23 protein-coding genes are annotated in these 25527 nt (G+C 60.1%); 14 read left to right on the top strand and 9 right to left on the bottom strand.

Going from position 1 to position 25527, the window contains the following annotated elements; genetic code table 11:
- Positions 1-36: 36 nt before the first annotated feature.
- Together AB4N33_RS17900 and AB4N33_RS17895 are read right to left on the bottom strand one after the other, a co-directional pair.
- The gene (locus AB4N33_RS17900; RefSeq protein WP_476457894.1) at positions 37-1662 is read right to left on the bottom strand and encodes an ABC transporter substrate-binding protein; all 1626 of its coding nucleotides are present in this window, start codon (positions 1660-1662) and stop codon (positions 37-39) included.
- 425 nt (positions 1663-2087) lie between these two features.
- Positions 2088-2804, bottom strand: coding sequence for an SIMPL domain-containing protein (locus AB4N33_RS17895; protein ID WP_460118165.1), 717 nt, complete (start codon positions 2802-2804; stop codon positions 2088-2090).
- A 248-nt stretch (positions 2805-3052) separates the two neighbouring features.
- On the opposite strand from AB4N33_RS17895, the gene AB4N33_RS17890 reads away from it, so the two are divergent.
- From AB4N33_RS17890 to AB4N33_RS17875, 4 genes are all read left to right on the top strand, one after another.
- Positions 3053-4315, top strand: coding sequence for an ATP-binding protein (locus AB4N33_RS17890; protein WP_460140286.1), 1263 nt, complete (start codon positions 3053-3055; stop codon positions 4313-4315).
- Complete coding sequence (locus tag AB4N33_RS17885) at positions 4308-4868, top strand: response regulator transcription factor (protein ID WP_007942792.1); 561 nt, start codon at positions 4308-4310, stop codon at positions 4866-4868. The genes AB4N33_RS17890 and AB4N33_RS17885 overlap by 8 nt, the downstream gene beginning before the upstream one ends.
- 97 nt (positions 4869-4965) lie before the next feature.
- Positions 4966-6693, top strand: a complete 1728-nt coding sequence (locus tag AB4N33_RS17880; protein ID WP_460140285.1) for an ABC transporter ATP-binding protein/permease — start codon at positions 4966-4968, stop codon at positions 6691-6693.
- A 223-nt stretch (positions 6694-6916) separates the two neighbouring features.
- Positions 6917-7666: a FadR/GntR family transcriptional regulator gene (locus tag AB4N33_RS17875; RefSeq protein ID WP_460118158.1), complete on the top strand. Its 750-nt coding sequence runs from the start codon at positions 6917-6919 to the stop codon at positions 7664-7666.
- Between the two features lie 54 nt (positions 7667-7720).
- On the opposite strand, the gene AB4N33_RS17870 is transcribed toward AB4N33_RS17875, so the two are convergent.
- Positions 7721-8098, bottom strand: a complete 378-nt coding sequence (locus tag AB4N33_RS17870) for a hypothetical protein (RefSeq protein WP_460118156.1) — start codon at positions 8096-8098, stop codon at positions 7721-7723.
- Between the two features lie 326 nt (positions 8099-8424).
- On the opposite strand from AB4N33_RS17870, the gene kdgD reads away from it, so the two are divergent.
- The 5 genes from kdgD to AB4N33_RS17845 all read left to right on the top strand — a co-directional run bounded on the left by kdgD (position 8425) and on the right by AB4N33_RS17845 (position 15074).
- Positions 8425-9336 carry a 5-dehydro-4-deoxyglucarate dehydratase gene (kdgD, locus tag AB4N33_RS17865; protein ID WP_460118154.1) on the top strand — a complete coding sequence of 304 codons (912 nt, stop codon included), beginning with the start codon at positions 8425-8427 and terminating at the stop codon, positions 9334-9336.
- A 75-nt stretch (positions 9337-9411) separates the two neighbouring features.
- Entirely contained in the window at positions 9412-10857 is a 1446-nt protein-coding gene (locus tag AB4N33_RS17860; protein WP_476457893.1) for an aldehyde dehydrogenase family protein, read from the top strand.
- Between the two features lie 151 nt (positions 10858-11008).
- Complete coding sequence (locus AB4N33_RS17855; RefSeq protein WP_460140283.1) at positions 11009-12370, top strand: MFS transporter; 1362 nt, start codon at positions 11009-11011, stop codon at positions 12368-12370.
- An 11-nt stretch (positions 12371-12381) separates the two neighbouring features.
- Positions 12382-13935: a galactarate dehydratase gene (garD, locus tag AB4N33_RS17850; protein WP_460118148.1), complete on the top strand. Its 1554-nt coding sequence runs from the start codon at positions 12382-12384 to the stop codon at positions 13933-13935.
- Positions 13936-14132: 197 nt separating this feature from the next.
- On the top strand, positions 14133-15074 hold the full coding sequence (locus AB4N33_RS17845) for an AEC family transporter (RefSeq protein ID WP_460118146.1): 942 nt from the start codon (positions 14133-14135) through the stop codon (positions 15072-15074).
- A 119-nt stretch (positions 15075-15193) separates the two neighbouring features.
- On the opposite strand, the gene AB4N33_RS17840 is transcribed toward AB4N33_RS17845, so the two are convergent.
- The 6 genes from AB4N33_RS17840 to gatC all read right to left on the bottom strand — a co-directional run bounded on the left by AB4N33_RS17840 (position 15194) and on the right by gatC (position 20354).
- The gene (locus AB4N33_RS17840) at positions 15194-15574 is read right to left on the bottom strand and encodes a carboxymuconolactone decarboxylase family protein (RefSeq protein WP_017336520.1); all 381 of its coding nucleotides are present in this window, start codon (positions 15572-15574) and stop codon (positions 15194-15196) included.
- Positions 15571-16632, bottom strand: a complete 1062-nt coding sequence (locus AB4N33_RS17835; RefSeq protein ID WP_476457892.1) for a calcium/sodium antiporter — start codon at positions 16630-16632, stop codon at positions 15571-15573. The genes AB4N33_RS17840 and AB4N33_RS17835 overlap by 4 nt, the downstream gene beginning before the upstream one ends.
- Positions 16633-16682: 50 nt before the next feature.
- Positions 16683-17054, bottom strand: coding sequence for a septal ring lytic transglycosylase RlpA family protein (locus tag AB4N33_RS17830; protein ID WP_460118141.1), 372 nt, complete (start codon positions 17052-17054; stop codon positions 16683-16685).
- Positions 17055-17142: 88 nt separating this feature from the next.
- Positions 17143-18588, bottom strand: a complete 1446-nt coding sequence (gene gatB / locus AB4N33_RS17825; RefSeq protein WP_460118139.1) for an Asp-tRNA(Asn)/Glu-tRNA(Gln) amidotransferase subunit GatB — start codon at positions 18586-18588, stop codon at positions 17143-17145.
- 10 nt (positions 18589-18598) lie between these two features.
- Positions 18599-20050, bottom strand: coding sequence for an Asp-tRNA(Asn)/Glu-tRNA(Gln) amidotransferase subunit GatA (gene gatA, locus AB4N33_RS17820; protein WP_460118137.1), 1452 nt, complete (start codon positions 20048-20050; stop codon positions 18599-18601).
- Between the two features lie 16 nt (positions 20051-20066).
- Positions 20067-20354, bottom strand: coding sequence for an Asp-tRNA(Asn)/Glu-tRNA(Gln) amidotransferase subunit GatC (gene gatC / locus AB4N33_RS17815; protein ID WP_460118135.1), 288 nt, complete (start codon positions 20352-20354; stop codon positions 20067-20069).
- A gap of 213 nt (positions 20355-20567) precedes the next feature.
- Between gatC and mreB the strand changes: the two genes are divergently transcribed.
- The 5 genes from mreB to rng all read left to right on the top strand — a co-directional run bounded on the left by mreB (position 20568) and on the right by rng (position 25495).
- Positions 20568-21605: a rod shape-determining protein MreB gene (mreB, locus tag AB4N33_RS17810; RefSeq protein WP_460118133.1), complete on the top strand. Its 1038-nt coding sequence runs from the start codon at positions 20568-20570 to the stop codon at positions 21603-21605.
- Positions 21606-21745: 140 nt separating this feature from the next.
- Positions 21746-22849, top strand: coding sequence for a rod shape-determining protein MreC (gene mreC, locus AB4N33_RS17805; protein WP_460126817.1), 1104 nt, complete (start codon positions 21746-21748; stop codon positions 22847-22849).
- A complete protein-coding gene (gene mreD, locus AB4N33_RS17800; RefSeq protein WP_460118131.1) occupies positions 22849-23340 on the top strand; it encodes a rod shape-determining protein MreD in 492 nt (163 codons plus the stop codon). The genes mreC and mreD overlap by 1 nt, the downstream gene beginning before the upstream one ends.
- A gap of 43 nt (positions 23341-23383) precedes the next feature.
- The gene (locus AB4N33_RS17795; protein WP_460118130.1) at positions 23384-23980 is read left to right on the top strand and encodes a Maf family protein; all 597 of its coding nucleotides are present in this window, start codon (positions 23384-23386) and stop codon (positions 23978-23980) included.
- A gap of 57 nt (positions 23981-24037) precedes the next feature.
- Positions 24038-25495: a ribonuclease G gene (gene rng / locus AB4N33_RS17790; RefSeq protein ID WP_460118128.1), complete on the top strand. Its 1458-nt coding sequence runs from the start codon at positions 24038-24040 to the stop codon at positions 25493-25495.
- Positions 25496-25527 lie beyond the last annotated feature (32 nt).

Here is a 25527-nt window from a genome sequence, read left to right as displayed (position 1 = left end):
CGGCGGCGACGTTATAAGCGTCGCCGCCGCCCGGTCTTATTTGCTGACGCTGACGCCGTAGAAGGAGTTCAAGCCAAACGGGCTGATCTTGAAGTCCTGCACGTTGGCGCGCATGGGTTGGAACACCGTCGAGTGAGCGATTGGTGTCATTGGAACAGCGTCCTTGAGGACGTGTTGCGCCTGCTTGTACAGTTCGGTGCGCTTGGCCTGGTCCGAAGTACGCTTGGCTTGCTTGACGATGTCGTCAAACTTCTTGTCGCACCACTTGGAGAAGTTGTTGCCTTCCAGCGAGTCGCAACCGAACAGCACGTTGAGCCAGTTGTCCGGGTCACCGTTATCACCGCTCCAGCCAATCAGCATCGCGCCGTTTTCACCACCTTTGGAGCGCTTGATGTACTCGCCCCACTCGTAGCTCTGGATCTTGACCTTCAGGCCGATCTTGGCCCAGTCGGACTGCAGCATTTCAGCCATCAGCTTGGCGTTCGGGTTATACGGACGCTGTACCGGCATGGCCCACAGGACGATCTCGGTACCTTCCTTGACGCCCGCTTCCTTGAGCAGCGCTTTGGCTTTCTCAGGATCGTACTTGGCATCCTTGATAGTGGTGTCGTAGGACCATTGGGTAGGCGGCATGGCGTTGACCGCCAGTTGGCCAGCACCCTGGTAGACAGAGTCGATGATCTGCTGCTTGTTCACTGCCATGTCCATGGCCTGGCGTACTTTCAGCTCGGCCATCGGGTTCGGCTTGTCGTCGCCCTTGATCTTGGGCATCACGTTGTAGGCGATGTAGCCAAGGTTGAAGCCGGCCTGTTCAGGCATCTTCAGTGTCTTGTCTTCTTTCAGTGCCTTCAAGTCGGCTGGACGCGGGAACAGGGTGACCTGGCACTCGTTCTTCTTCAGCTTCTGGATACGCACCGACGGGTCGGTGGTGATGGCGAAGATCAGGTTGTCGATCTTCACGTCTTCAGGCTTCCAGTAGTCCTTGTTCCCGGTGTAGCGGATGTTGGAGTCTTTCTGGTAGCTCTTGAACACGAACGGGCCAGTGCCGACCGGTTTCTGGTTGATGTCGGCAGCCTTGCCTTCCTTGAGCAGCTGGGCAGCGTACTCGGCGGACTGCACGGAGGCGAAGCTCATGGCCATGTTCTGGATGAACGCGGCATCAACGTCCTTGAGGGTGAACTTGACCGTGTGATCGTCGACTTTATCGATCTTGGTGATGTTGGTATCCATCCCCATGTCGGTGAAGTACGGGAATTCGGTCGGGTACGCCTTACGGAACGGGTCATCCTTGTTAATCATGCGATTGAAGGTGAACAGTACGTCGTCGGCGTTGAACTCACGAGTGGGCTTGAAGTACGGCGTGGTGTGGAACTTGACGCCTTCGCGCAGGTGGAAAGTGTAGGTCAGGCCGTCATCGGAGACGTCCCAGCTGGTCGCCAAACCAGGAATAACGGCGGTGCCGCCACGCTCGAACTGAGTCAGACGGTTGAACATGGTCTCTGCAGAGGCGTCGAAGTCGGTTCCGGTGGTGTATTGACCTGGATCGAAACCGGCCGGGCTCCCCTCGGAGCAGAACACCAGGTTAGTCGCAGCTTGAGCGAAGGGCGCGCTAGCCAGCAGACTGGCGCCGACTAAAAACGGAATGACCGCGTGTTTGAGCATGGTGGCCTCATGATTTGTTGTCATTTTTTGATTTTGAGGACGACCTTGTGAGTCGTGCCTGCGGATACTTATGCAGGGGCTGTACCCATTGCAAGATCCCATGAGTGTACAAGCCTTAAACGGTGGCACGAACGTACCTTAATGTCGCATTTGTATAATTTTGATGCATTTTAACGTTTGCGTGACAGTTTCAGCGTGTATCTCGCGCCCTGTTTTGGTGCCTGGCAGTTGCCCGGTTGCCCGCGATCAGGGCATAGGTGTTACCGATTTAAACCCCATCCTTGTGCACTTCACTGGCATCGGGTCTTGTGGCACTGAAACCAATCGCGAGCGTTTAGTTGTACCAGGTGCAACTGATGTCGCTTTTCGGGGTTTTACTCACAAAAAAGGCGATCAATACGATCGCCTTTTTTCAAATTAGCCAATCACGGCATCTGGACTTCGATCGAACCATCGGCCGTCATGCTGACCTGGCTGGTGCCGGCTTCGACTTGCGGGGTCACTGATTCGCTGTCCATGCTTGCGGCCTTCATCATCATCGGCGCGCGCATATAAGGTTGCGGGAAACCGTTGCTGTTGAAGTTCAGGTTGACGATTTTGTAGCCCTTGCCCCCCAGCGCATCGGTTGCCAATTGGGCGCGAGCCTTGAAGGCCGTTACGGCTTCCTTGAGCAGCTCATCTTCGCTGGCCTTGCGGGTTGGCGTGGCGATGGCGAAATCCATGCCGCCCATCTTCAGGTCGGTCAACAGCTCGCCGGTCAGCTGCGACAGCGCGGCGAAGTCGGTGCTTTCCAGGCGCAGTTCGGCACGCTCACGCCAGCCAGTGATTTTCTGGCCCTTGGCATCGTAGATCGGATAGCTGTTGCGGCTGCCCTGGCGCAGGGTGATGTCCTTGACCTGCTTGGCCTGGGCCAGCGCCTTGTTCATGGTGGTACTGACGCCCGCGGCGAGCTTGGCCGGGTCCGTGTTCTGTTCTTCGGTGTAGAGGGTCACGATCATCAGGTCGCGAGCCACTTCCTGGCTGACTTCGGCGCGCAGGGAAATCTGGTTGTAATGGAGTTCGTCGGCAGCCAGGGCCGGGAGGCTGGCGACGGTGCCAGCACTGAGGGCAAGAAGGGCGACGCTGCGGCGCAATGTGTGCATGAAAGCTCCTTGGATGATGCGCAGGGGGTGAGTCGGGTCCTGCGTGAAACCATAAGACTGGGTTGCACAGCCGCAAGTTTCAAGCTGCAAGCTGCAAGCTGCAAGTTTGCGGGGTGCATTCAGCTTGCAGCTTGCCGCTTGAAACTTGCAGCCGTCGACATGTGGCCGTTTGCCGCACTTTTGCCTGTCAGCCCCTGCGGTTGGTTATACTCCGTGCGATTGCCCTGGAGCGCTCATCAGGAGAGCTCATGCTCGCCCCTTTTCAGATCACTTCCGCCACTCGCCAGAACCTCTGGCGGCTGACGTTCATCCGCATCCTGGTGCTCGTTGCCCAAGCCGGTTCCGTAGGATTGGCCTACTGGCTGGAGCTGTTGCCACTGCCCTGGTTTCAACTGGCCGCCACCCTCGGTTGTTCCCTGTTGCTGTGTGCCTTCACCGCGATTCGCCTGCGCACCACCTGGCCGGTCACCGAACTCGAATACGCCGTGCAGCTGGCCTGTGATCTGTTTATACACAGCGCCCTGTTGTATTTCTCCGGTGGCTCGACCAACCCCTTCGTTTCCTATTACCTGGTGCCACTCACCATCGCTGCCGTGACGCTGCCATGGCGCTATTCGCTGATTCTGTCGGGCATCGCGCTGGCGATGTACACCCTGTTGCTGGCGCGTTTCTATCCGCTGCAAACCTTCCCGATTGCCCGGGAAAATCTTCAGGTCTACGGCATGTGGCTGAGCTTCGCCCTGGCCGCCGCCGTTATCACTTTTTTCGCCGCACGCATGGCCGAAGAGTTGCGACGTCAGGAAGAACTGCGCGCCATTCGCCGCGAAGAAGGCCTGCGTGACCAGCAATTGCTCGCCGTAGCGACCCAGGCCGCGGGTGCCGCCCATGAACTGGGCACGCCGTTGGCGACCATGAGCGTGCTGCTCAAAGAGATGCGCCGCGACCATCATGACCCGATGCTGCAGGAAGACCTGGGCGTGCTGCAGGATCAGGTCATGCTGTGCAAGCAGACGTTGCAGCAACTGGTGCGCGCCGCCGAGGCCAATCGCCGTCTCGCCGTGGAGATGCAGTACGTCACCGACTGGCTGGATGAGGCGTTGAACCGTTGGCACTTGATGCGTCCCGAAGCTAGCTACCGTTTCCAGCGACTGGGCCAAGGGGTCGTCCCACGCCTGGCGCCGCCGCCTGACCTGACCCAGGCACTGCTGAATCTGCTTAACAATGCCGCCGATGCCTGTCCCGAAGGCCTGCAAGTGACGCTGGACTGGAATGACGAAGACCTGACCATCAGCATCCGTGATCACGGCGCCGGTGTGCCGCTGGCCATCGCCGAGCAGATCGGCAAACCGTTTTTTACCACCAAGGGCAAAGGCTTCGGCCTGGGCCTGTTTTTGAGCAAGGCCAGCGTGACACGCGCCGGCGGCTCAGTGAAACTCTACAGTCATGAGGAAGGTGGCACGCTCACCGAGCTGCGCCTGCCCCGTGTTGCCCGAGGAGAAGAGCATGAGTGACGAGATCCAAGTGGAAGGCGAAGAGCTGCCGCATTTGTTGCTGGTGGACGACGACGCCACGTTCACCCGAGTGATGGCCCGTGCCATGGCTCGCCGTGGTTTTCGCGTCTCCACGGCAGGTTCTGCCGAAGAGGGCCTGACCATTGCCCAGGCCGACCTCCCGGATTACGCGGCGCTGGACCTGAAGATGGACGGCGACTCGGGCTTGGTGCTGTTGCCCAAACTGCTGGAACTCGACCCTGAAATGCGCGTGGTGATTCTCACCGGTTATTCGAGCATCGCCACCGCGGTCGAAGCGATCAAGCGGGGCGCTTGCAACTACCTGTGCAAACCGGCGGATGCCGACGACGTGCTGGCCGCGCTGCTCTCCGAGCACGCCGACCTCGACACCCTGGTGCCGGAGAACCCGATGTCCGTGGATCGCCTGCAATGGGAGCACATCCAGCGCGTGCTGACCGAGCACGAAGGCAACATCTCCGCCACTGCCCGCGCCCTGGGCATGCATCGCCGCACCTTGCAGCGTAAATTGCAGAAGCGCCCGGTTCGCCGCTGAACCTGCGCTGAACAGAGCACTGACACATCTCGCGACAAAACGAACCGATCATCTATGATCGGTTCGTGCGTGTTCTTTTTTCTATCGAGCCTTTTTCATGAGTCAGAACGCTGAATATTCCGCGGTCAATGATGCTGTGCGTGGGCAGTTTTTTCGCAAAGTATGGGCGATGATCACGCCCTACTGGCGCAGTGAAGAAAAGGCCAGGGCCTGGACGTTGCTGATTGCAGTGATTGCCTTGTCGCTGCTGAGCGTGGGCATCTCGGTATGGTTCAACACCTGGTACAAGGATTTCTACAACGCCCTGCAACAAAAGGATGAGGCGGCGTTCTGGCGCCTCATCCTGTATTTCTGCGGGATCGCAGCGGTGGCGATTGTCGGCGCCGTCTATCGGCTCTACCTGACCCAGATGCTGACCATCCGCTGGCGGGCCTGGCTGACCGAGCAGCATTTTGCTCGCTGGCTGGGCAGCAAGAACTACTACCAGCTGGAGCAGGGCGGTTACACCGATAACCCCGATCAGCGGATCTCCGAAGACCTCAATAATTTCACCTCCAATACCCTGGAGCTGGGCATTGGCCTGCTGCGCAACATTGTCAGCCTGGTGTCGTTCTCGATCATCCTGTGGGGCGTATCGGGCAGTATCGAAGTGTTGGGTGTGACCATTCCCGGCTACATGTTCTGGTGCGTGCTGGTCTATGCCGTCGTGGGCAGTTGGCTGACGCACCTGATCGGCCGTCGCCTGATTGGCTTGAACAACCAGCAACAACGTTTCGAGGCCGACCTGCGTTTCTCCATGGTGCGCATTCGCGAGAACGCCGAGAGCATTGCGTTGTACAACGGCGAGCCGAATGAAAACCGCCGCTTGAGCAACCGGTTCGGGATGGTCTGGCACAACTTCTGGGACATCATGAAAGTGTCCAAGCGCCTGACGTTCTTCACCGCCGGTTACAGCCAGGCCGCCATTATTTTCCCGTTCATGGTCGCCGCCCCGCGCTACTTTGCGGGCAAGATCGAGCTGGGTGAGCTGATGCAGATCAGTTCGGCATTCGGCAATGTGCAGGAGAGTTTCAGCTGGTTCATCAGCGCGTACCAAAGCCTCGCCTCCTGGCGGGCTACCTGTGATCGCCTGCTCAGTTTCCATCAGGCCATGACCGACAACGAACAGCGTGTGCCGGCCATTGACGTGCACAATTCGGGCTCTGCGCTTGAAGTGCAAAACCTGGGTCTTGACCTCGCTGACGGCCGCCATCTGCTGACCAGTGCCGACATGACCGTGGAGCAGGGCGAGCGGGTCATGCTCAGCGGTCGTTCCGGCAGCGGCAAGTCGACGTTGTTGCGAGCGATGGGGCATTTGTGGCCGGCTGGCCATGGCTCTATTCGCCTGCCAGCGGCGCGTTATCTGTTCCTGCCGCAAAAACCCTATCTGCCAATTGGCACCTTGCGTGACGCCCTGAGTTACCCACAGGCAAGTGACGTTTACCCGCAAGAGCGCTATGCCCGCGTGCTGGAAACCTGCCGCTTGCCACATCTGGTTGCCCGTCTGGATGAAGCCAATCACTGGCAACGCATGCTCTCGCCCGGCGAGCAGCAACGCCTGGCGTTCGCTCGTGCGCTGTTGTACGCGCCGCAATGGTTGTACATGGATGAAGCGACATCGGCGATGGATGAAGAGGATGAGGCTTCGTTGTATCAGGCATTGATCGATGAGATTCCGGGCTTGAGCATCGTCAGCGTCGGGCATCGCAGCAGCTTGAAACACTTCCATCCGCGGCATGTTCGAATCGATAATGGCCATTTGGTGGATCAGACCGCAACCGCCTGAATCCGCACCGCCCCCTGTAGGAGCGAGCTTGCTCGCGATTGGTCGTTAACGATAACGCTGGGCATCTGACACCCAGGGTGGTCTTGAGTCCATCGCGAGCAAGCTCGCTCCTACAGGGGGACAGGGGGGCGTGGATCAGATATGAAAACGGGCGCAGGGTGATCGTACAACCGCGTTGCGCTATGATGCAGTTTCAGCCGAACTTTCGAGACAGACGTTCACCATGGAAAACCCGATCGAAGCTCCACGCCTCCCTCGCAAGCGCCGCAGCCTCGCACAGGAATTGGTGACGGTGCTGTCCGAGCAGATCCGCGATGGTCACCTCAAGCGGGGTGACAAATTGCCTACCGAGTCGGCGATCATGGATGCCCATGGTGTCAGCCGCACGGTGGTGCGTGAAGCGATTTCCCGCTTACAGGCCGCCGGGCAGGTGGAAACCCGTCACGGCATCGGCACCTTCGTGCTCGATACCCCAAGCCCGAGTGGCTTTCGTATTGACCCGGCGACGGTGGTGACGTTGCGTGACGTGCTGGCGATTCTTGAGCTGCGGATCAGCCTGGAAGTGGAGTCGGCAGGCCTCGCCGCACAACGGCGCAATCCTGAACAGTTGGCGCTGATGAGGGCGGCACTGGATGCGTTGAACGAAAGTGCGGCCCATGCCAGCGATGCGGTGGCCTCGGACTTCCAGTTCCACCTGCAAATCGCGCTGTCGACCGGCAACCGTTATTTCACCGATATCATGACCCACCTGGGTGCCAGCATCATCCCGCGTACACGCCTCAACTCGGCGCGCTTGGCTCACGATGACCAGCAGCACTACATGAACCGGTTGAGCCGTGAGCACGAAGAAATCTACGATGCGATTGCGCGCCAGGACTCCGATGCAGCGCGGGCGGCGATGCGCTTGCACCTGACCAACAGCCGTGAGCGGTTGCGTCATGCCCACGAAGAAGCGGAAGCGCAGCGGGGCTGACCCGCAGGATCGTTCCCGGGCGCACCGGGAACGATTTGTCTTGCAGCCCTAATCTCAGGGCTCGATACGTATCAGCAAGGCTTCCGAGGACAGCTCAAGGCTCGACTCATCGAGAAACTTGTAACGCAGTGCGACCTCTGAACCGAGATACGGCTCCAGGTCGGTCCTGGGGATCTCCAGTTCTATTCCCGTCAGTTCCACCATCTCGTCCGTTGTCTCGTCCCAGACGCCTGCTGGCTGTTCCTCACCGCGCCATTGCGGCTCATCGGGGTTCGCACCGAGGATTGGGTACACCTCCCAGTTCGGCGGAATATCGTGTGGGTCGGGTATTCGCACAATCAGCCCATCTGCCAGGTTCGACAGTGTGACGGTGACGGTCTTGTCCCGAGGGTCGGCGGGGAATTGAGGCAGCAGCGGTGAAGGAAAACACATCGTCGAGTACTCCATCTCTAAGTCGTCACGATCCGTTCGTGACGTCGGAAGACTCTACGTGACGACCTGTCGGTGCGCCGTTCACGATGTTTTTCACAAAATTTCGCAGGGCCTTTCCCGTCGCATCCAAAGGCTCTAAGACACGGCAGACAAGGCTTCAGTGTGGTGCAATTAATTTCTGATGACCCTATTTGTGGCAGAAATTTCACGCCTGACGATGAAATGCAGTTGACGGTTGTTTTTTAAGTTGTACGATGACCTACAACTTCGGCGCAGGCTGAACGATTTCCTCACACAAAAACGTTGATACCCAGGGTGTTCGAATAATGAATCCACAAGAACTGAAGTCCATCCTCTCTTCCGGTCTGTTGTCTTTCCCGGTAACCGATTTCAATGCCCAGGGCGATTTCAACCGCGCTGGCTACATCAAGCGTCTGGAATGGCTGGCCCCATACGGCGCCTCGGCCCTGTTCGCCGCAGGCGGCACCGGTGAGTTCTTCTCCCTGGCGGCCAGCGAATATTCCGAAATCATCAAGACTGCCGTCGACACTTGCGCGACCAGCGTGCCAATTCTGGCCGGCGTGGGCGGTTCGACTCGTCAAGCCATCGAATACGCACAAGAAGCCGAGCGTCTGGGCGCCAAGGGCCTGTTGCTGCTGCCGCACTACCTGACTGAAGCCAGCCAGGACGGCGTTGCCGACCACGTCGAAGCCGTGTGCAAATCGGTCAACATCGGCGTCGTGGTCTACAACCGCAACGTTTGCCGCCTGACCGCCCCGTTGCTGGAACGTCTGGCCGAGCGCTGCCCGAACCTGATCGGTTACAAGGACGGCCTGGGTGACATCGAACTGATGGTGTCGATCCGTCGTCGCCTCGGCGATCGCTTCAGCTACCTGGGTGGTCTGCCGACCGCCGAAGTCTACGCCGCTGCCTACAAGGCACTGGGCGTACCGGTCTACTCCTCGGCAGTGTTCAACTTCATCCCGAAAACCGCGATGGACTTCTACCACGCCATTGCTCGTGAAGATCACGCCACCGTTGGCAAGATCATCGACGACTTCTTCCTGCCATACCTGGACATCCGTAACCGTAAATCGGGTTACGCGGTGAGCATCGTCAAGGCCGGGGCAAAAATTGCCGGCTATGACGCAGGTCCTGTGCGTGCGCCATTGACCGACCTGACCGGCGAAGAGTACGAAATGCTCGCCGCGCTGATCGACAAGCAAGGTGCGCAGTAATACACCCGATTGAACAAGGCCGCTGAGTGATCAGCGGCCTTTTGCGTGAGATCTCTTTGTTTCGAGGGCAGTCCCGTGACAACAGCAAAACGTTACGACAACTACATCAACGGCGAATGGGTTGCCGGTGCCGACTATTCGGCCAACATCAACCCGTCAGAGCTGACCGACACTATTGGCGACTACGCCAAGGCTGACCTGGCCCAGGTCAACGCCGCCATCGACGCCGCCCGTGCCGCTTTCCCGGCATGGTCTACTTCCGGTATCCAGGCCCGTCACGATTCCCTGGACAAAGTCGGTACCGAAATCCTTGCCCGTCGCGAAGAGCTCGGCACCCTGCTGGCCCGGGAAGAGGGCAAGACCCTGCCGGAAGCCGTCGGCGAAGTGACTCGCGCCGGTAATATCTTCAAGTTCTTCGCCGGTGAATGCCTGCGCCTGTCGGGCGACTACGTGCCGTCGGTGCGTCCAGGTGTCAACGTTGAAGTCACCCGTGAAGCCCTTGGCGTGGTCGGCCTGATCACCCCGTGGAACTTCCCGATTGCCATCCCGTCGTGGAAGATCGCCCCGGCCCTGGCCTATGGCAACTGCGTCGTGCTCAAGCCGGCCGACCTGGTACCCGGTTGCGCCTGGGCCCTGGCCGAAATCATCTCCCGCGCAGGCTTCCCGGCCGGCGTGTTCAACCTGGTGATGGGCAGTGGTCGGGTCGTGGGTGATGCGCTGGTCAACAGCCCTAAAATCGACGGTATCAGCTTCACCGGTTCCGTGGGTGTGGGTCGTCAGATCGCCGTCAGCTGCGTCTCTCGCCAGGCCAAGGTCCAACTGGAAATGGGCGGCAAGAACCCGCAGATCATTCTCGACGACGCCGACCTGAAACAAGCGGTCGAGCTGTCGGTCCAGAGCGCGTTCTACTCCACCGGCCAGCGTTGCACCGCTTCGAGCCGCCTGATCGTCACCGCCGGTATCCACGACAAGTTCGTCGAGGCCATGGCCGAGCGCATGAAGTCGATCAAGGTCGGTCACGCGTTGAAAGCCGGCACCGACATTGGTCCGGTGGTTTCGCAAGCCCAGCTTGAACAGGACATGAAGTACATCGACATCGGCCAATCCGAAGGCGCTCGCCTGGTGAGCGGCGGCGGCCTGGTGACCTGCGACACCGAAGGTTACTTCCTGGCACCAACACTGTTCGCCGACAGCGAAGCGTCGATGCGCATCAGCCGTGAAGAGATCTTCGGCCCGGTCGCGAACATCGTTCGCGTAGCTGACTACGAGGCCGCGCTGGCCATGTCCAACGACACCGAGTTCGGTCTGTCGGCAGGCATCGCCACCACGTCCCTGAAGTACGCCAACCACTTCAAGCGCCACTCCCAGGCCGGGATGGTGATGGTCAACCTGCCAACCGCCGGCGTGGATTACCACGTGCCGTTCGGCGGGCGCAAAGGCTCGTCCTACGGTTCGCGCGAGCAGGGTCGCTACGCGCAAGAGTTCTACACCGTGGTGAAAACCAGCTACATCGGTTCGTAAGGCAATACCCGCGGTATTGTCATGGATACCGCAAACCCCGCGATATCGACATCGATACCGCAATCCCTGTAGGAGCGAGCTTGTCGCTCCCACAGGGGTACAACTACATCGTTATTACCCGCATAAAAATAATCAGTGGGAGTACATCTACATGCAAGCCACCCAAAAGCCGACTCACGTCCGCTATTTGATCCTGCTCATGCTGTTCCTGGTGACCACGATCAACTACGCCGACCGGGCGACTATCGCAATCGCCGGCTCCAGCCTGCAAAAAGACCTCGGCATTGACGCGGTCACCCTCGGTTACATCTTCTCTGCTTTCGGTTGGGCCTACGTGGCCGGGCAAATCCCCGGCGGCTGGTTGCTGGACCGTTTTGGTTCGAAAAAAATCTACGCATTGAGCATCTTCACCTGGTCGCTGTTCACCGTGCTGCAAGGTTTTGTCGGTGAGTTCGGCATGTCCACGGCGGTGGTTGCACTGTTCATGCTGCGCTTCCTGGTAGGTCTGGCCGAAGCGCCATCCTTCCCGGGCAACGCTCGCATCGTGGCGGCGTGGTTCCCCACCGCTGAACGCGGCACAGCCTCGGCGATCTTCAACTCGGCGCAATACTTTGCCACCGTGTTGTTCGCACCGCTGATGGGCTGGATCGTGTACTCCTTCGGTTGGGAGCACGTGTTCATCGTCATGGGTATCCTGGGCATCATCTTCTCGCTGGTCTGGCTGAAAGTGATCTACAGCCCGCGTGAACACCCGAAAATCAACGAAGCCGAGTTCAAGCACATCTCCGAAAACGGCGGCATGGTCGACATGGACCAGAAGGGCAAGAAGGCCGACGGTCCGAAGTGGGATTACATCCGTCAGTTGCTGACCAACCGCATGATGCTCGGCGTCTACCTGGGCCAATACTGCATCAACGGCATCACCTACTTCTTCCTGACCTGGTTCCCGGTGTACCTGGTACAGGAACGCGGCATGACCATCCTCAAGGCGGGTTTCATCGCTTCGTTGCCGGCCATCTGCGGGTTCATCGGTGGTGTACTGGGCGGGGTGATTTCCGACTACCTGCTGCGCAAGGGCCATTCGCTGACCTTCGCCCGCAAGGCGCCAATCATTGCCGGCCTGCTGGTCTCCAGCAGCATCGTGGCGTGCAACTACGTGGAAGTGGAATGGATGGTCGTTGGCTTCATGGCCCTGGCATTCTTCGGCAAAGGCGTAGGCGCGTTGGGCTGGGCTGTGGTGTCCGACACCTCGCCGAAGCAGATCGCCGGTCTGAGCGGTGGCCTCTTCAACACCTTTGGTAACCTCGCGTCGATCACCACGCCGATTGTCATCGGCTACATCATCAGCTCCACCGGTTCGTTCAAGTGGGCGTTGGTATTTGTCGGTTGCAACGCACTGGTTGCGGTGTTCAGCTATCTGGTTATCGTGGGCCCGATCAAGCGCGTTGTGCTCAAGGAACCACCGGTCGCAGGTCCTGAAACCAACAACAAATTGTCTGAAGCGCAATCCTGAGGAGCGGCGTTATGCAGTTGATTGAACATTCCGACTCGCCGCGCTACATCCGCCTGCACGAGCGCGACAACGTAGTGATCGTGGTCAACGATCAGGGCGTTCCGGCTGGCACCGAGTTTGCCGATGGCCTGGTGACCGTAGACTTCGTGCCACAGAGCCACAAGGTCACCCTGGAAGACATCCCAGAGGGTGGTCAGGTGATTCGTTACGGCCAGACCATTGGCTACGCCTTACAGCCGATTCCACGCGGCAGTTGGGTCAAGGAAGATCAACTGCGCATGCCGACCGCGCCACCGCTGGACAGCTTGCCGCTGTCCACCGAAGTGCCGGCCGCGCAAGCACCGCTGGAAGGTTATACCTTCGAGGGTTACCGCAATGCCGACGGCACCGTCGGCACGCGCAACATCCTGGGCATTACCACCACCGTGCAATGTGTGACCGGGGTGCTGGACCATGCGGTCAAGCGCATCAAGGACGAATTGCTGCCCAAGTACCCACACGTCGATGACGTGGTGGCCCTGACCCACAGCTACGGCTGTGGTGTGGCGATCACCGCGACGGACGCGTACATCCCGATCCGTACCGTGCGCAACCTGGCACGCAACCCGAACCTGGGTGGCGAAGCCCTGGTGATCAGCCTGGGCTGCGAGAAATTGCAGGCAGGGCAGGTGATGCACGAGAACGACCGTTCGGTGGACTTGAGCGATGAGTGGCTGTATCGCTTGCAGGATTCCAGCCACGGTTTTACCGAAATGATCGAACAGATCATGGCGCTGGCCGAGGTTCGCCTGAAGAAGCTCGATCAACGTCGCCGGGAAACCGTGCCGGCGTCCGAGCTGATCCTGGGCATGCAATGCGGTGGCAGCGATGCGTTTTCCGGCATCACCGCCAACCCGGCGCTGGGTTACGCCTCTGACTTGCTGCTGCGCGCCGGTGCGACGGTGATGTTTTCCGAAGTCACCGAAGTGCGCGATGCCATCTACCTGCTGACGTCCCGAGCCGAAACCGAGGAAGTCGCCCAGGAACTGGTGCGCGAAATGGACTGGTACGACCGTTACCTGGCCAAGGGTGAAGCGGACCGCAGCGCCAACACCACGCCGGGCAACAAGAAAGGCGGGTTGTCGAACATCGTCGAGAAGTCCCTGGGCTCCATCGTCAAGTCCGGCAGCAGCGCGATCAACGGCGTGCTTGGCCCTGGTGAACGCTTCAAGAGCAAAGGCCTGATCTTTTGCGCGACCCCGGCCAGCGATTTTGTCTGCGGGACTTTGCAGTTGGCGGCGGGGATGAATCTGCACGTGTTCACCACCGGTCGTGGTACACCGTACGGCCTGGCAATGGCGCCCGTGGTGAAGGTTTCGACCCGAACCGAACTGGCTCAGCGCTGGCCGGACCTGATCGACATCGATGCCGGACGGATTGCCACCGGTCGTGCTTCCATCGAAGACCTCGGCTGGGAGTTGTTCCATTACTACCTGGACGTGGCCAGCGGCAAGAAGCAGACATGGTCGGAGCAGCACAAGCTGCATAACGACATTACGTTGTTCAATCCGGCGCCGATTACCTGAGACCGCGTTATCGTTCATCGCGGGCAAGTCGGATCGCTGCACCGCCGCTCCTACAGGTTTTGTGATTGCTGCAAATCTCTGTGGGAGCGGCGGTGCGGCGATCCGACTTGCTCGCGAAGACTTTCTCCCAGACGCCGGTGCCATTAGTGGATTATCATTAGCCCCCTAACGACGCATCCCTCATAGGTCCCTCCGGCATGCTGGCAATCTTCCTCGAAACCCTGAACATCACCGCTCCGGTGTTTGCCATGCTGTTTCTGGGAGTACTGCTCAAGCGCGTCAACTGGATCAATGACAACTTCATTCACACCGCGTCGGCCCTGGTGTTCAACGTCACCATGCCGGCGTTGCTGTTCCTGGGGATCCTGCATGCCGACCTGCACGCCGCGTTGCAACCGGCGCTGCTGATCTATTTCGCCATTGCCACGCTGGTGAGCTTCGCGGTCGCTTGGGGCTGGGCGATCTTCAAGTGCCCGAAGGAGGATCGCGGGATCTACACCCAGGGCGCCTTTCGCGGCAACAACGGGGTGATCGGGCTTGCACTGGCGGCAAGCATGTACGGCGACTACGGGATTTCCCTGGGGGCAATCCTCGCGGCGCTGGTGATCCTGTTCTACAACACCCTGTCGACAATCGTGCTGGCGGTCTACAGCCCGGTGATCAAGTCCGATCCGTGGAGCATCTGCAAAAGCGTGATGAACAATCCGCTGATCATCAGCGTGATTGCCGCCGCGCCGTTCGCCTACTTCAAGATCCCCCTGCCGGGCTGGTTGGAGACCTCGGGCCAGTACCTGGCGCAAACCACCTTACCCCTGGCGCTGATCTGTATCGGTGGCACGTTGTCACTGGCGGCGATGCGCAAGAGTGGTTCGTTGGCGTTGAGTTCGAGTCTGGTGAAAATGGTCGGCCTGCCGGTGCTGGCGACGCTGGGCGCGTGGCTCTGGGGTTTTCGCGGGGCCGAGCTGGGGATTCTGTTCCTGTACTTCGGCAGCCCGACGGCGGCGGCCAGTTTTGTCATGGCCCGCCAGGCCAATGGCAACCATGAGCTGGCGGCGGCGATCATTGTAATCACCACCCTGATGGCGGCGGTGACCACCAATATCGGGATATTTCTGTTGCAATGGGGTGGGTGGATCTAGGTCCGGCATTTTCAGTGTTCTTTAGGGCCCCATCGCGAGCAAGCTCGCTTCTACAGAGGATTTATGAACAACATGACCCCCCTGTAGGAGCGGGCTTGCCCGCGAAGGGGCCAGACCTGTCACTCAGGCTTCTGATAACTGTCGATCACTTCCTGCGCCGCCCGAAACGCGTCGATCGCCGCCGGCACACCCGCATACACCGCACAATGCAGCAGCGCCTCGCGAATCTCTTCCACGGTGCAACCGTTGTTCAGCGCACCGCGCACGTGGCCTTTCAGTTCTTGCGGGCACTTCAGCGCGGTCAGTGCCGCAAGGGTGATCAGGCTGCGGGTTTTCAGCGGCAGACCTTCGCGGTTCCATACGCTGCCCCAGGCATGCTCGTTGACGAAATCCTGCAGCGGTTGGGTGAACTCGGTGGCATTGCCCAGGGCGCGGTCGACGAACGCATCGCCCATCACCTGTCGGCGCACTTCAACACCGGGCTTTTTGTGATCGGTCATGGCAACTCCTTTTTGTGATGTTGGCGGCGCCAGGCGCGCAGCGACGTGAACAGCAAAAACGCCACCAGTGCTGGCAAAACGAAAAACAGCATCAGGCGCTCAAGCTTGCCGGCCAGCGGCATACCGGTGGTGAACGACACCACGTGCAGGCCATAAACCAGGTACAAACCCAGAAATACCAGGCCTTCGGCGCGGGTCACCCGATAACCGGAATAGAACACCGGCAGGCATAGTGCCGCGACGCCAAGCATCACCGGCAAGTCGAAATCCAGCGCGTTGGGTGACACCGACAGCGGCGTGGGTGCAATCAGTGCCGTCACACCCAGCACGCCCAGCAGGTTGAACAGGTTGCTGCCGATCACGTTACCCACGGCAATATCGCGCTGTCCGCGCAGGGCGGCAATCAAGGAAGTTGCCAGTTCAGGCAGGGAGGTGCTCACTGCGACAACGGTGAGACCGATGATTCGCTCCGACAGCCCGAGGTCGGTGGCCACCGATACGGCGGCTCCTAGTAGCAGATGGCCGGCATACACCAGCAGGGCGAGGCCGCCGACGATCATCAGCAGGCTACTCAGCCAGGAGGCCTCGGGGCCCTCATGTGGAGTCGATTGCGGGCGTGCCGAATGCTGCGACTGGCGCAGCAGCAAGCCCAGATACAATGCCAGCGCCGTCAGCAGGAAGACGCCATCGGTGCGCGTCAGTTCTTCGTTCCACGCCAACAGGAACACCAGCAGGCTGGCGCCAATCATCAACGGAATATCCAGGCGCACCAGTTGGCGAGACACCCGCAGCGGGATGATCAGCGCCGATAACCCGAGGGTGACGAGGATGTTGAAGATGCTGCTACCGATCACGCTGCTGACCGCGATGTCGACGTTCTGCGCCAGGGTGGCTTGCAGGCTGACCGCCATTTGCGGGGCACTGCTGCCGAGGGCGACGATGGTCAGGCCGATGATCAATGGCCGTACATGCAGGCGGGCGGCGACGCGGACGGCGGCGCGCACCATCAGCTCTGCGCCGACGATCAGCAGCACCAGGCCGCTGAGCAGTTCCAGCACGCTGAGCAGGGGAAGGTCGGCAAGTCCGAAAATGGTCGCGGCTCCCTGGGTCAGTCGAGGGCTTGCACACGAACCCGCGCGGTGCCGCTACGGATCATGCCCAGTTGCTCGGCGGCTTCGTGAGACAAGTCGATCAGGCGTCCACGGGTATGTGGCCCGCGATCATTGATGCGTACGACGCAGGATCTGTCGTTTGAAAGGTTGGTGACCTTCACCCGGGTGCCGAATGGCAACTGGCGATGGGCGGCGGTCAGGGAATTCTTGTCGAAGCGCTCACCACTGGCGGTGCGCTTGCCCTGGTGTTTGGCACCGTAATAGGAGGCGACGCCCGTCTGGTCGTAGCCGTGCGGGTCGACGGTGTCGGTGCTGGCGCAACCGGCCAGGAGCGAGAGCAGGGCGCAGGTGCCGAGGAGACGCTTCATAAACGGTTTCCCAGTTGTAAATGTGGGAGCGGCGCACCGCCGCTCCCACAGGGATTTGAGCCAGGCTTGGGTACTGGCTCCATTCTCATCAGCCCTCGAGCTTGCTTTTCAGCAGTTCGTTGACCTGTTGCGGGTTGGCCTTGCCTTTGGAGGCTTTCATGGCCTGGCCGACGAAGAAGCCGAACATTTTGCCGCGTTTGGCTTCATCTGCCGCACGGTATTGCTCGACCTGTTCTGCATTGGCCGCCAGCATTTCGTCCAGCACCGCCGAGATAGCGCCGCTGTCGGTCACCTGCTTGAGACCGCGCTTGTCGATGATTTCGTCCGCGCTGCCTTCACCGGCGGCCATCGCCTCGAACACCACTTTGGCGATTTTGCCGGAAATGGTGTTGTCCTTGATGCGTAGCAGCATGCCGCCCAATTGCTCGGCCGACACCGGCGACTCGTCGATGTCCACGCCTTGCTTGTTCAACAGGCTGCCCAGCTCGACCATGACCCAGTTGGCCGCCAGCTTGGCGTCGCCGCCGATGCTCGCGACTTTCTCGAAGTAATCGGCTTGCTCGCGGCTGGTCGCCAACACGCTCGCGTCGTAGACCGAGAGGCCGAATTGCTCCTGGAAACGCTCGCGTTTCTGTGGCGGCAATTCCGGCAGGGTGGCGCGTACGTCATTGAGGAACGAGTCCTCGATAACCACCGGCAGCAGGTCCGGATCCGGGAAGTAACGGTAGTCGTTGGCTTCCTCCTTGCTGCGCATCGGACGGGTTTCGTCCTTGTTCGGGTCGTACAGGCGGGTCTGCTGGATGACCTTGCCACCGTCCTCGATCAGCTCGATCTGGCGCTGGATTTCGCTGTTGATCGCCTTCTCGATGAAGCGGAACGAGTTGACGTTCTTGATCTCGCAGCGGGTGCCAAACTCGACCTGGCCTTTTGGACGGATCGACACGTTGCAGTCGCAACGCAGCGAACCTTCGGCCATGTTGCCGTCGCAGATGCCCAGGTAACGTACCAGCGCGTGGATCGCTTTGACGTAAGCCACGGCCTCCTTGGCGCTGCGCATGTCCGGCTCGGAAACGATTTCCAGCAGCGGCGTGCCAGCACGGTTCAGGTCGATGCCACTGGCACCGTTGAACTCTTCGTGCAGGCTCTTGCCGGCGTCTTCTTCCAGGTGCGCACGAGTGATGCCGACGCGCTTGACCGTGCCGTCTTCCAAGGCGATGTCCAGGTGGCCCTTGCCGACGATCGGCAATTCCATCTGGCTGATCTGGTAGCCCTTGGGCAGGTCGGGGTAGAAATAGTTTTTACGGGCGAACACGTTGTGCTGTCCGATCTCGGCATCGATGGCCAGGCCGAACATCACCGCCATGCGCACCGCTTCCTGGTTCAGCACCGGCAGGACGCCAGGCATACCGAGGTCAACCAGGCTGGCCTGGGTGTTCGGTTCGGAACCGAAGGTGGTGGAACTACCGGAAAAGATTTTCGACCGGGTGGTGAGCTGAGTATGAATCTCCAGCCCGATCACGACTTCCCATTGCATGTGTGTCTCCTCAGAAGCCGGTTGGGGTGCGGGTGTGCCAATCAGTGTTGAGTTGGTACTGATGGGCAACATTGAGCAAGCGGCCTTCCTGGAAATACGGGGCGAGCAGTTGCACGCCAACCGGCAGACCGTCGACAAAACCGGCCGGCATCGACAGGCCTGGCAGGCCCGCGAGGTTCGCGGTGATGGTGTAGACGTCTTCCAGGTACGCAGCGACCGGGTCGCTGTTCTTGGCGCCCAGCTTCCAGGCCGGGTTTGGCGTGGTTGGGCCGAGAATGATGTCGACCTCGTTGAAGGCGGCCATGAAGTCGTTCTTGATCAGGCGACGGATTTTTTGCGCCTTCAGGTAGTAAGCGTCGTAGTAACCGGCCGACAGCGCGTAGGCACCGACCATGATCCGGCGCTGCACTTCCGGGCCGAAACCTTCGCCACGGGAGCGCTTGTACAGGTCGATCAGGTTTTTCGGGGCTTCGCAGCGGTAGCCGAAACGCACGCCGTCGAAACGCGACAGATTGGAAGAGGCCTCCGCCGGGGCAATCACGTAGTACGCCGGAATGGCGTGCTGCATGTTCGGCAGGCTGATTTCCTTGACCACGGCACCGAGCTTTTGCAGCTCCTTGACGCTGTTGTGGATCAGCTCGGCGATGCGCGGGTCGAGACCAGCGCTGAAGTATTCCTTCGGCACGCCAATGCGCAGGCCTTGCAGCGAGCCGTTGAGGCTGGCGCTGTAGTCGGGCACCGGTTCGTCGATGCTGGTGGAGTCGTTAGGGTCGAAGCCGGCCATGCCTTGCAGCAGGATCGCGCAATCTTCGGCGGTGCGCGCCAACGGGCCGCCCTGATCGAGGCTGGAGGCGTAGGCGATCATGCCCCAGCGTGAAACGCGACCGTAGGTCGGTTTCAGGCCAGTGAGGTTGGTCAGCGCCGCGGGTTGGCGGATCGAACCGCCGGTGTCGGTGCCTGTGGCCGCCGGCAGCAGGCGCGCTGCCACTGCCGCCGCCGAACCGCCCGACGAACCACCCGGAACGTGTTCCAGGTTCCACGGGTTTTTCACTGCACCGTAGTAGCTGGACTCGTTGGCCGAACCCATGGCGAATTCGTCCATGTTGGTCTTGCCCAGGGTCACGGCGCCGGCGGCGGCCAGTTTGGCAACCACGGTCGCGTCGTACGGGGCCTTGAAGTTGTCGAGCATCTTCGAGCCGCAGCTGGTGCGAATGCCCTGGGTGCAGAACAGGTCTTTGTGGGCGATCGGCGCACCGAGCAGGGCACCGCTCTCACCATTGGCCCGACGTGCGTCAGCGGCTTTGGCCTGCTGAAGCGCCAGCTCTTCGGTGAGGCTGATGAAACTGTTGAGTTGAGGGTCGAGCTGGGTAATGCGCGCCAGCAGGGACTTGGTCAGCTCTTCGGAAGAAAACTTTTTATCGGCGAGTCCGCGGGCGATCTCGGCCAGGGTCAATTGATGCATTGCAGGCTCTTTCCCTTTAGTCGATGACTTTCGGAACCAGGTACAGGCCGTTTTCGACCGCTGGTGCGATGGATTGGTACGCCTCGCGATGATTGGACTCGGTCACGATGTCGGCACGCAGGCGCTGGCTGGCTTCCAATGGATGGGCCAGCGGCTCGATATCGTCGGTATTGACCGCCTGCATTTCGTCGACCAGACCCAGAATACTGTTCAGGGCCGAAGTAATATGTGGAAGATCGTCTTCATTCAGGCCAAGACAGGCCAAATGAGCGATTTTTTCCACGTCGGAGCGTTCAAGCGCCATGGGATTCTCCAGTGGAAAACAGGACGGACGGTGTCCGTGTGTTAGTGTTGTCGGAACACTACCGCACTTCTACGGTCAATAAGGCCGCGATTGTGGGGCTTGGTGCACAGAAAAGCGGCCAATTTAACATATTGGCGCCTTGCCCAAAATCCCTGTCGTTGTTAGAGTTTGCCGCACTTTTTTTACCCACGCGTTGCCTAGGGTCCCTTTCCCATGTTCAAGAAACTGCGTGGCATGTTTTCCAGCGATCTTTCCATTGACCTGGGCACTGCCAACACCCTTATTTACGTGCGCGAGCGCGGTATCGTCCTGAATGAGCCATCGGTTGTGGCTATTCGGACACACGGTAACCAGAAAAGTGTCGTCGCTGTCGGCACCGAGGCCAAGCGCATGCTCGGTCGTACGCCGGGCAATATCGCGGCCATTCGTCCGATGAAGGATGGCGTGATCGCCGACTTCAGCGTCTGCGAAAAGATGCTGCAATATTTCATCAACAAGGTTCACGAGAACAGTTTCCTGCAGCCAAGCCCTCGCGTGCTGATCTGCGTTCCGTGCAAATCCACCCAGGTTGAGCGCCGTGCCATCCGTGAGTCGGCCCTCGGTGCCGGTGCACGTGAAGTGTTCCTGATCGAAGAGCCAATGGCGGCTGCGATCGGTGCCGGCCTGCCGGTTGAGGAAGCACGTGGTTCGATGGTCGTCGATATCGGTGGTGGTACCACCGAGATCGCGCTGATCTCCCTGAACGGTGTGGTTTACGCCGAATCCGTACGGGTAGGTGGCGACCGCTTCGACGAAGCGATCATCACCTACGTGCGTCGCAACTATGGCAGCCTGATCGGTGAGTCCACCGCCGAACGCATCAAGCAGGAAATCGGTACGGCCTACCCAGGCGGCGAAACGCGTGAAGTCGACGTTCGTGGCCGTAACCTGGCTGAAGGCGTTCCGCGCGCGTTCACCCTGAACTCCAATGAAGTGCTGGAAGCTCTGCAAGAGTCCCTGGCCACCATCGTTCAGGCCGTGAAGAGCGCCCTGGAGCAATCGCCTCCGGAGCTGGCTTCCGACATCGCCGAGCGTGGCCTGGTGCTGACTGGCGGTGGCGCCCTGTTGCGTGACCTCGACAAGTTGCTGGCCCAGGAAACCGGTCTGCCGGTCATCGTTGCCGAAGACCCGCTGACCTGCGTGGCTCGCGGCGGTGGTCGTGCACTGGAAATGATGGACAAACACACCATGGACCTGCTGTCGAGCGAGTGATTTCGCTTGATGCATCCTTGCTGTAGCGCCCGCAGGCGGCACTTTGCAGTGCCGCCTGTTGGCGTTTATCTTCTGTCAGTCTTATCCCGGCCGGTCTTGGCGTATGAATAAACGGAATATTTGCCTGGGAGGAGCGGCTTATTAAACCGCTTTTCACCAAAGGGCCTTCACTAGGCGTGCGCTTGTTGGTGCTGGCCGTGCTATCGGTCGCGCTGATGGTGGTCGATGCCCGCTTCGCGCTGCTCAAGCCCGTGCGTAGCCAGATGTCGTTGGTGCTGATGCAGTCCTACTGGATCACCGACCTGCCGCAGCGGCTGTGGCAAGGTGTGGCCAGCCAGTTTGGCAGCCGTACCGAACTCGTCGCCGAAAACGAAAAACTCAAGACTGAAAACCTGCTGTTGCAGGGCCGCATGCAAAAGCTTGCCGCCCTCACCGAGCAGAACGTGCGTCTGCGCGAGTTGCTCAATTCTTCCGCGCTGGTCAACGAGAAGGTCGAAGTGGCCGAGTTGATCGGCATGGACCCCAACCCCTTCACCCATCGCATCATCATCAACAAAGGTGAGCGCGATGGCGTGGTGCTCGGTCAGCCGGTACTCGATGCCCGTGGCCTGATGGGCCAGGTAGTCGAGTTGATGCCGTACACATCCCGCGTATTACTGCTGACCGACACCACCCACAGCATACCGGTACAGGTGAACCGTAACGGCCTGCGGGCGATCGCCAGCGGCACCGGCAACCCGGAGCGCCTTGAACTGCGTCACGTGGCCGACACCGCCGACATCAAGGAAGGCGACCTGCTGGTCAGCTCTGGTCTTGGCCAGCGTTTCCCGGCGGGTTATCCCGTTGCAACGGTCAAGGAAGTGATCCACGACTCCGGTCAGCCGTTTGCCATTGTCCGCGCCGTACCGACGGCCGCCCTGAACCGCAGCCGCTACCTGCTGCTGGTGTTCAGCGATAACCGCACCGCCGAAGAGCGTGCCAATGACGCCGCTCAGGCCCAGGAACACCTTGACGCACTGGGCGGTGGGCCGATCATTCCGCCTGCCGTGGCGAAGCCTGTCGGCGTGATTGCCCCGGCAGCGACGACGCCAGCTGCAACCCCTGCGCCTGCTCCGGCCGCGCCGGCGACTGCGACTCCGGCCAAGCCTGCTGCCACACATCCCGCCGCCAAGCCGCCGGCTGCGGCGAAACCTGCCGCCAAACCGCCTGTCTCCGCGCCAGCCGCTACAGGGGGGAGAGAATAATGCCCGGTGCTACCGCCTCCCGAAACGGCTGGATGGTCTGGCTGACATTCGCCATCGGCCTGTTGCTCAGTGTTTCGCCTTTGCCACAGTTCATGGAAATCCTGCGCCCGTTGTGGCTCGCGTTGCTCCTGGCATTCTGGGCGCTGGCGATGCCGCAGAAAGTCGGCATGGTTACCGCGTTTTGCCTGGGCCTGGCTGAAGACGTGCTCTACGGCACGTTGCTGGGTCAGAACGCACTCATCCTGACACTCATCACGTTTCTGGTGCTCTCGTTGCAACAACGGCTGCGGATGTTCCCGATGTGGCAGCAGAGCCTGGTGATCCTGGTGATCTTCGGCCTGGCGCAGCTGGTGCAGCTATGGCTGAGCGCCCTGACCGGCAATCGTCAGCCCACGTTGGCGCTGGTTTTGCCAGCCCTGGTCAGTGCCTTGCTCTGGCCGTGGATCAGCTTCGGTTTGCGCGGGTTGCGTCGACGCTACAAAATCAACTGATTCGGTCAGGCATTAGCCCGCACCTCGACAGGGAGATGTCTGGATGAAAGCGCTTTACCTTGCCTCAGGTTCGCCACGTCGGCGCGAGCTGCTTACGCAGATCGGCGTGCCGTTCACCGCCATCAGCGCGGACATTGATGAAACCCCCTTGAATCACGAATCGCCGTCGGCCTATGTCGAGCGCCTTGCGCGCGGCAAGGCCGAAGCGGGCCGCCGTTTTGTGGTGTCCGACGCCCCGTTTTGCGTGCTCGGTGCCGATACCGCTGTGGTGCTGAACGGGAAAATTCTCGGTAAACCGGTGGACGAAGCCGATGCGTGCGCCATGCTTATGATGTTGGCCGGTCAAGAACATGAAGTATTGACCGCCATTGCGGTGCTGGACGGCGAACGTAGTGAGTCGCGGGTGGTGCGCAGTCTGGTGCGTTTTCGCCCCATCGACCGTGCTGAAGCGGCGGCCTATTGGGCCAGCGGCGAACCCCGGGACAAGGCGGGAGGCTATGGTATTCAAGGACTGGGCGCGGTATTTGTCGCAGGGCTCGATGGCAGCTATTCGGCGGTCGTCGGACTGCCACTGTGTGAAACCGCACAGTTGCTGGGCCGTTTCGACATACCCTGTTGGCAAACCCTTGGCGCGCCCTGAGCGTCGTAATGACAAGATGCGACCATAATCGTGAACATGCCTGGACGAGACCCTGCCATGAGTGAAGAGATCCTGATCAACATCACGCCGATGGAATCGCGCGTGGCGGTGGTTGAAAACGGTGTTCTGCAAGAGGTCCATGTCGAGCGCACGCAAAAGCGCGGCATCGTCGGCAATATCTACAAAGGCAAGGTCGTGCGCGTATTACCGGGCATGCAAGCGGCCTTCGTCGATATCGGTCTGGACCGTGCGGCGTTCATTCACGCGTCGGAGATTTCCTTGCGTGAGGGGCCTGCGGTCGAAAGCATCAGCGCGCTGGTGCATGAAGGCCAAAGCCTGGTGGTGCAAGTGACCAAGGACCCTATCGGCTCCAAGGGCGCACGCCTGACCACCCAGTTGTCGATCCCTTCGCGGTACCTGGTGTACATGCCGCGCACTGCACATGTCGGCATTTCCCTGAAGATCGAAGACGAAGCCGAGCGCGAGCGACTCAAGCAGGTGGTTTCAGATTGCGTGGCCAAGGAAGGGATCACGGAAACCGGTGGGTTCATCCTGCGCACCGCCGCCGAAGGGGCGGGCGCCGATGAAATCCTTATGGACATCCGCTACCTGCGCAGGCTCTGGGACCAGATCAGCGATCAGATCAAGACCATCAGCGCGCCGAGCGTGATCTACGAAGACCTTGGCCTGGCGTTGCGCACGCTGCGCGATCTGGTCAGCCCCAAGATCGAAAAAATCCGGATTGACTCCCGGGAAACCTTCCAGAAAACCACACAATTTGTCGGCGAGCTCATGCCGGAAATTGCTGATCGCCTGGAGCATTACCCGGGCGAGCGACCCATTTTCGACTTGTACGGCGTCGAAGATGAAATCCAGAAAGCCCTGGAGCGCAAGGTTCCGCTGAAGTCCGGCGGCTACCTGGTGGTGGACCCGGCGGAAGCCATGACCACCATCGACGTCAACACCGGGGCGTTCGTGGGTCATCGCAACCTTGAAGAAACCATTTTCAAGACCAACCTCGAAGCCGCGACCGCCATCGCGCGTCAACTGCGCCTGCGCAACCTGGGCGGGATCATCATCATCGACTTCATCGACATGGAAGACGAAGAACACCAGCGCCAGGTCCTGCGCACACTCGAGAAGCAACTGGAGCGCGATCACGCCAAGACCAACATCATCGGCATCACCGAACTCGGCCTGGTGCAGATGACGCGCAAGCGCACCCGTGAAAGCCTGGAGCAAGTCCTTTGCGAGCCGTGCAACAGCTGCCAGGGGCGCGGCAAGCTGAAAACCCCGGAAACTGTTTGCTACGAAATCTTCCGCGAAATCCTGCGCGAAGCTCGCGCTTATCAGGCGGAGGGCTATCGTGTATTGGCGAACCAGAAAGTCGTTGACCGCCTGCTCGATGAAGAATCGGGCAACGTCGCCGAGCTGGAAGGTTTTATCGGGCGCACCATCCGATTTCAGGTAGAAACCATGTATTCCCAGGAACAATACGACGTGGTGCTGCTCTGAATCCCTGTGTTTCATCCTCACTAGTCCGGCTG

This window comes from Pseudomonas sp. S1_E05, assembly GCF_056337105.1.
Note: the sequence above shows the minus strand (reverse complement) of the source record. Positions and strands in the feature narration are given on the sequence as shown.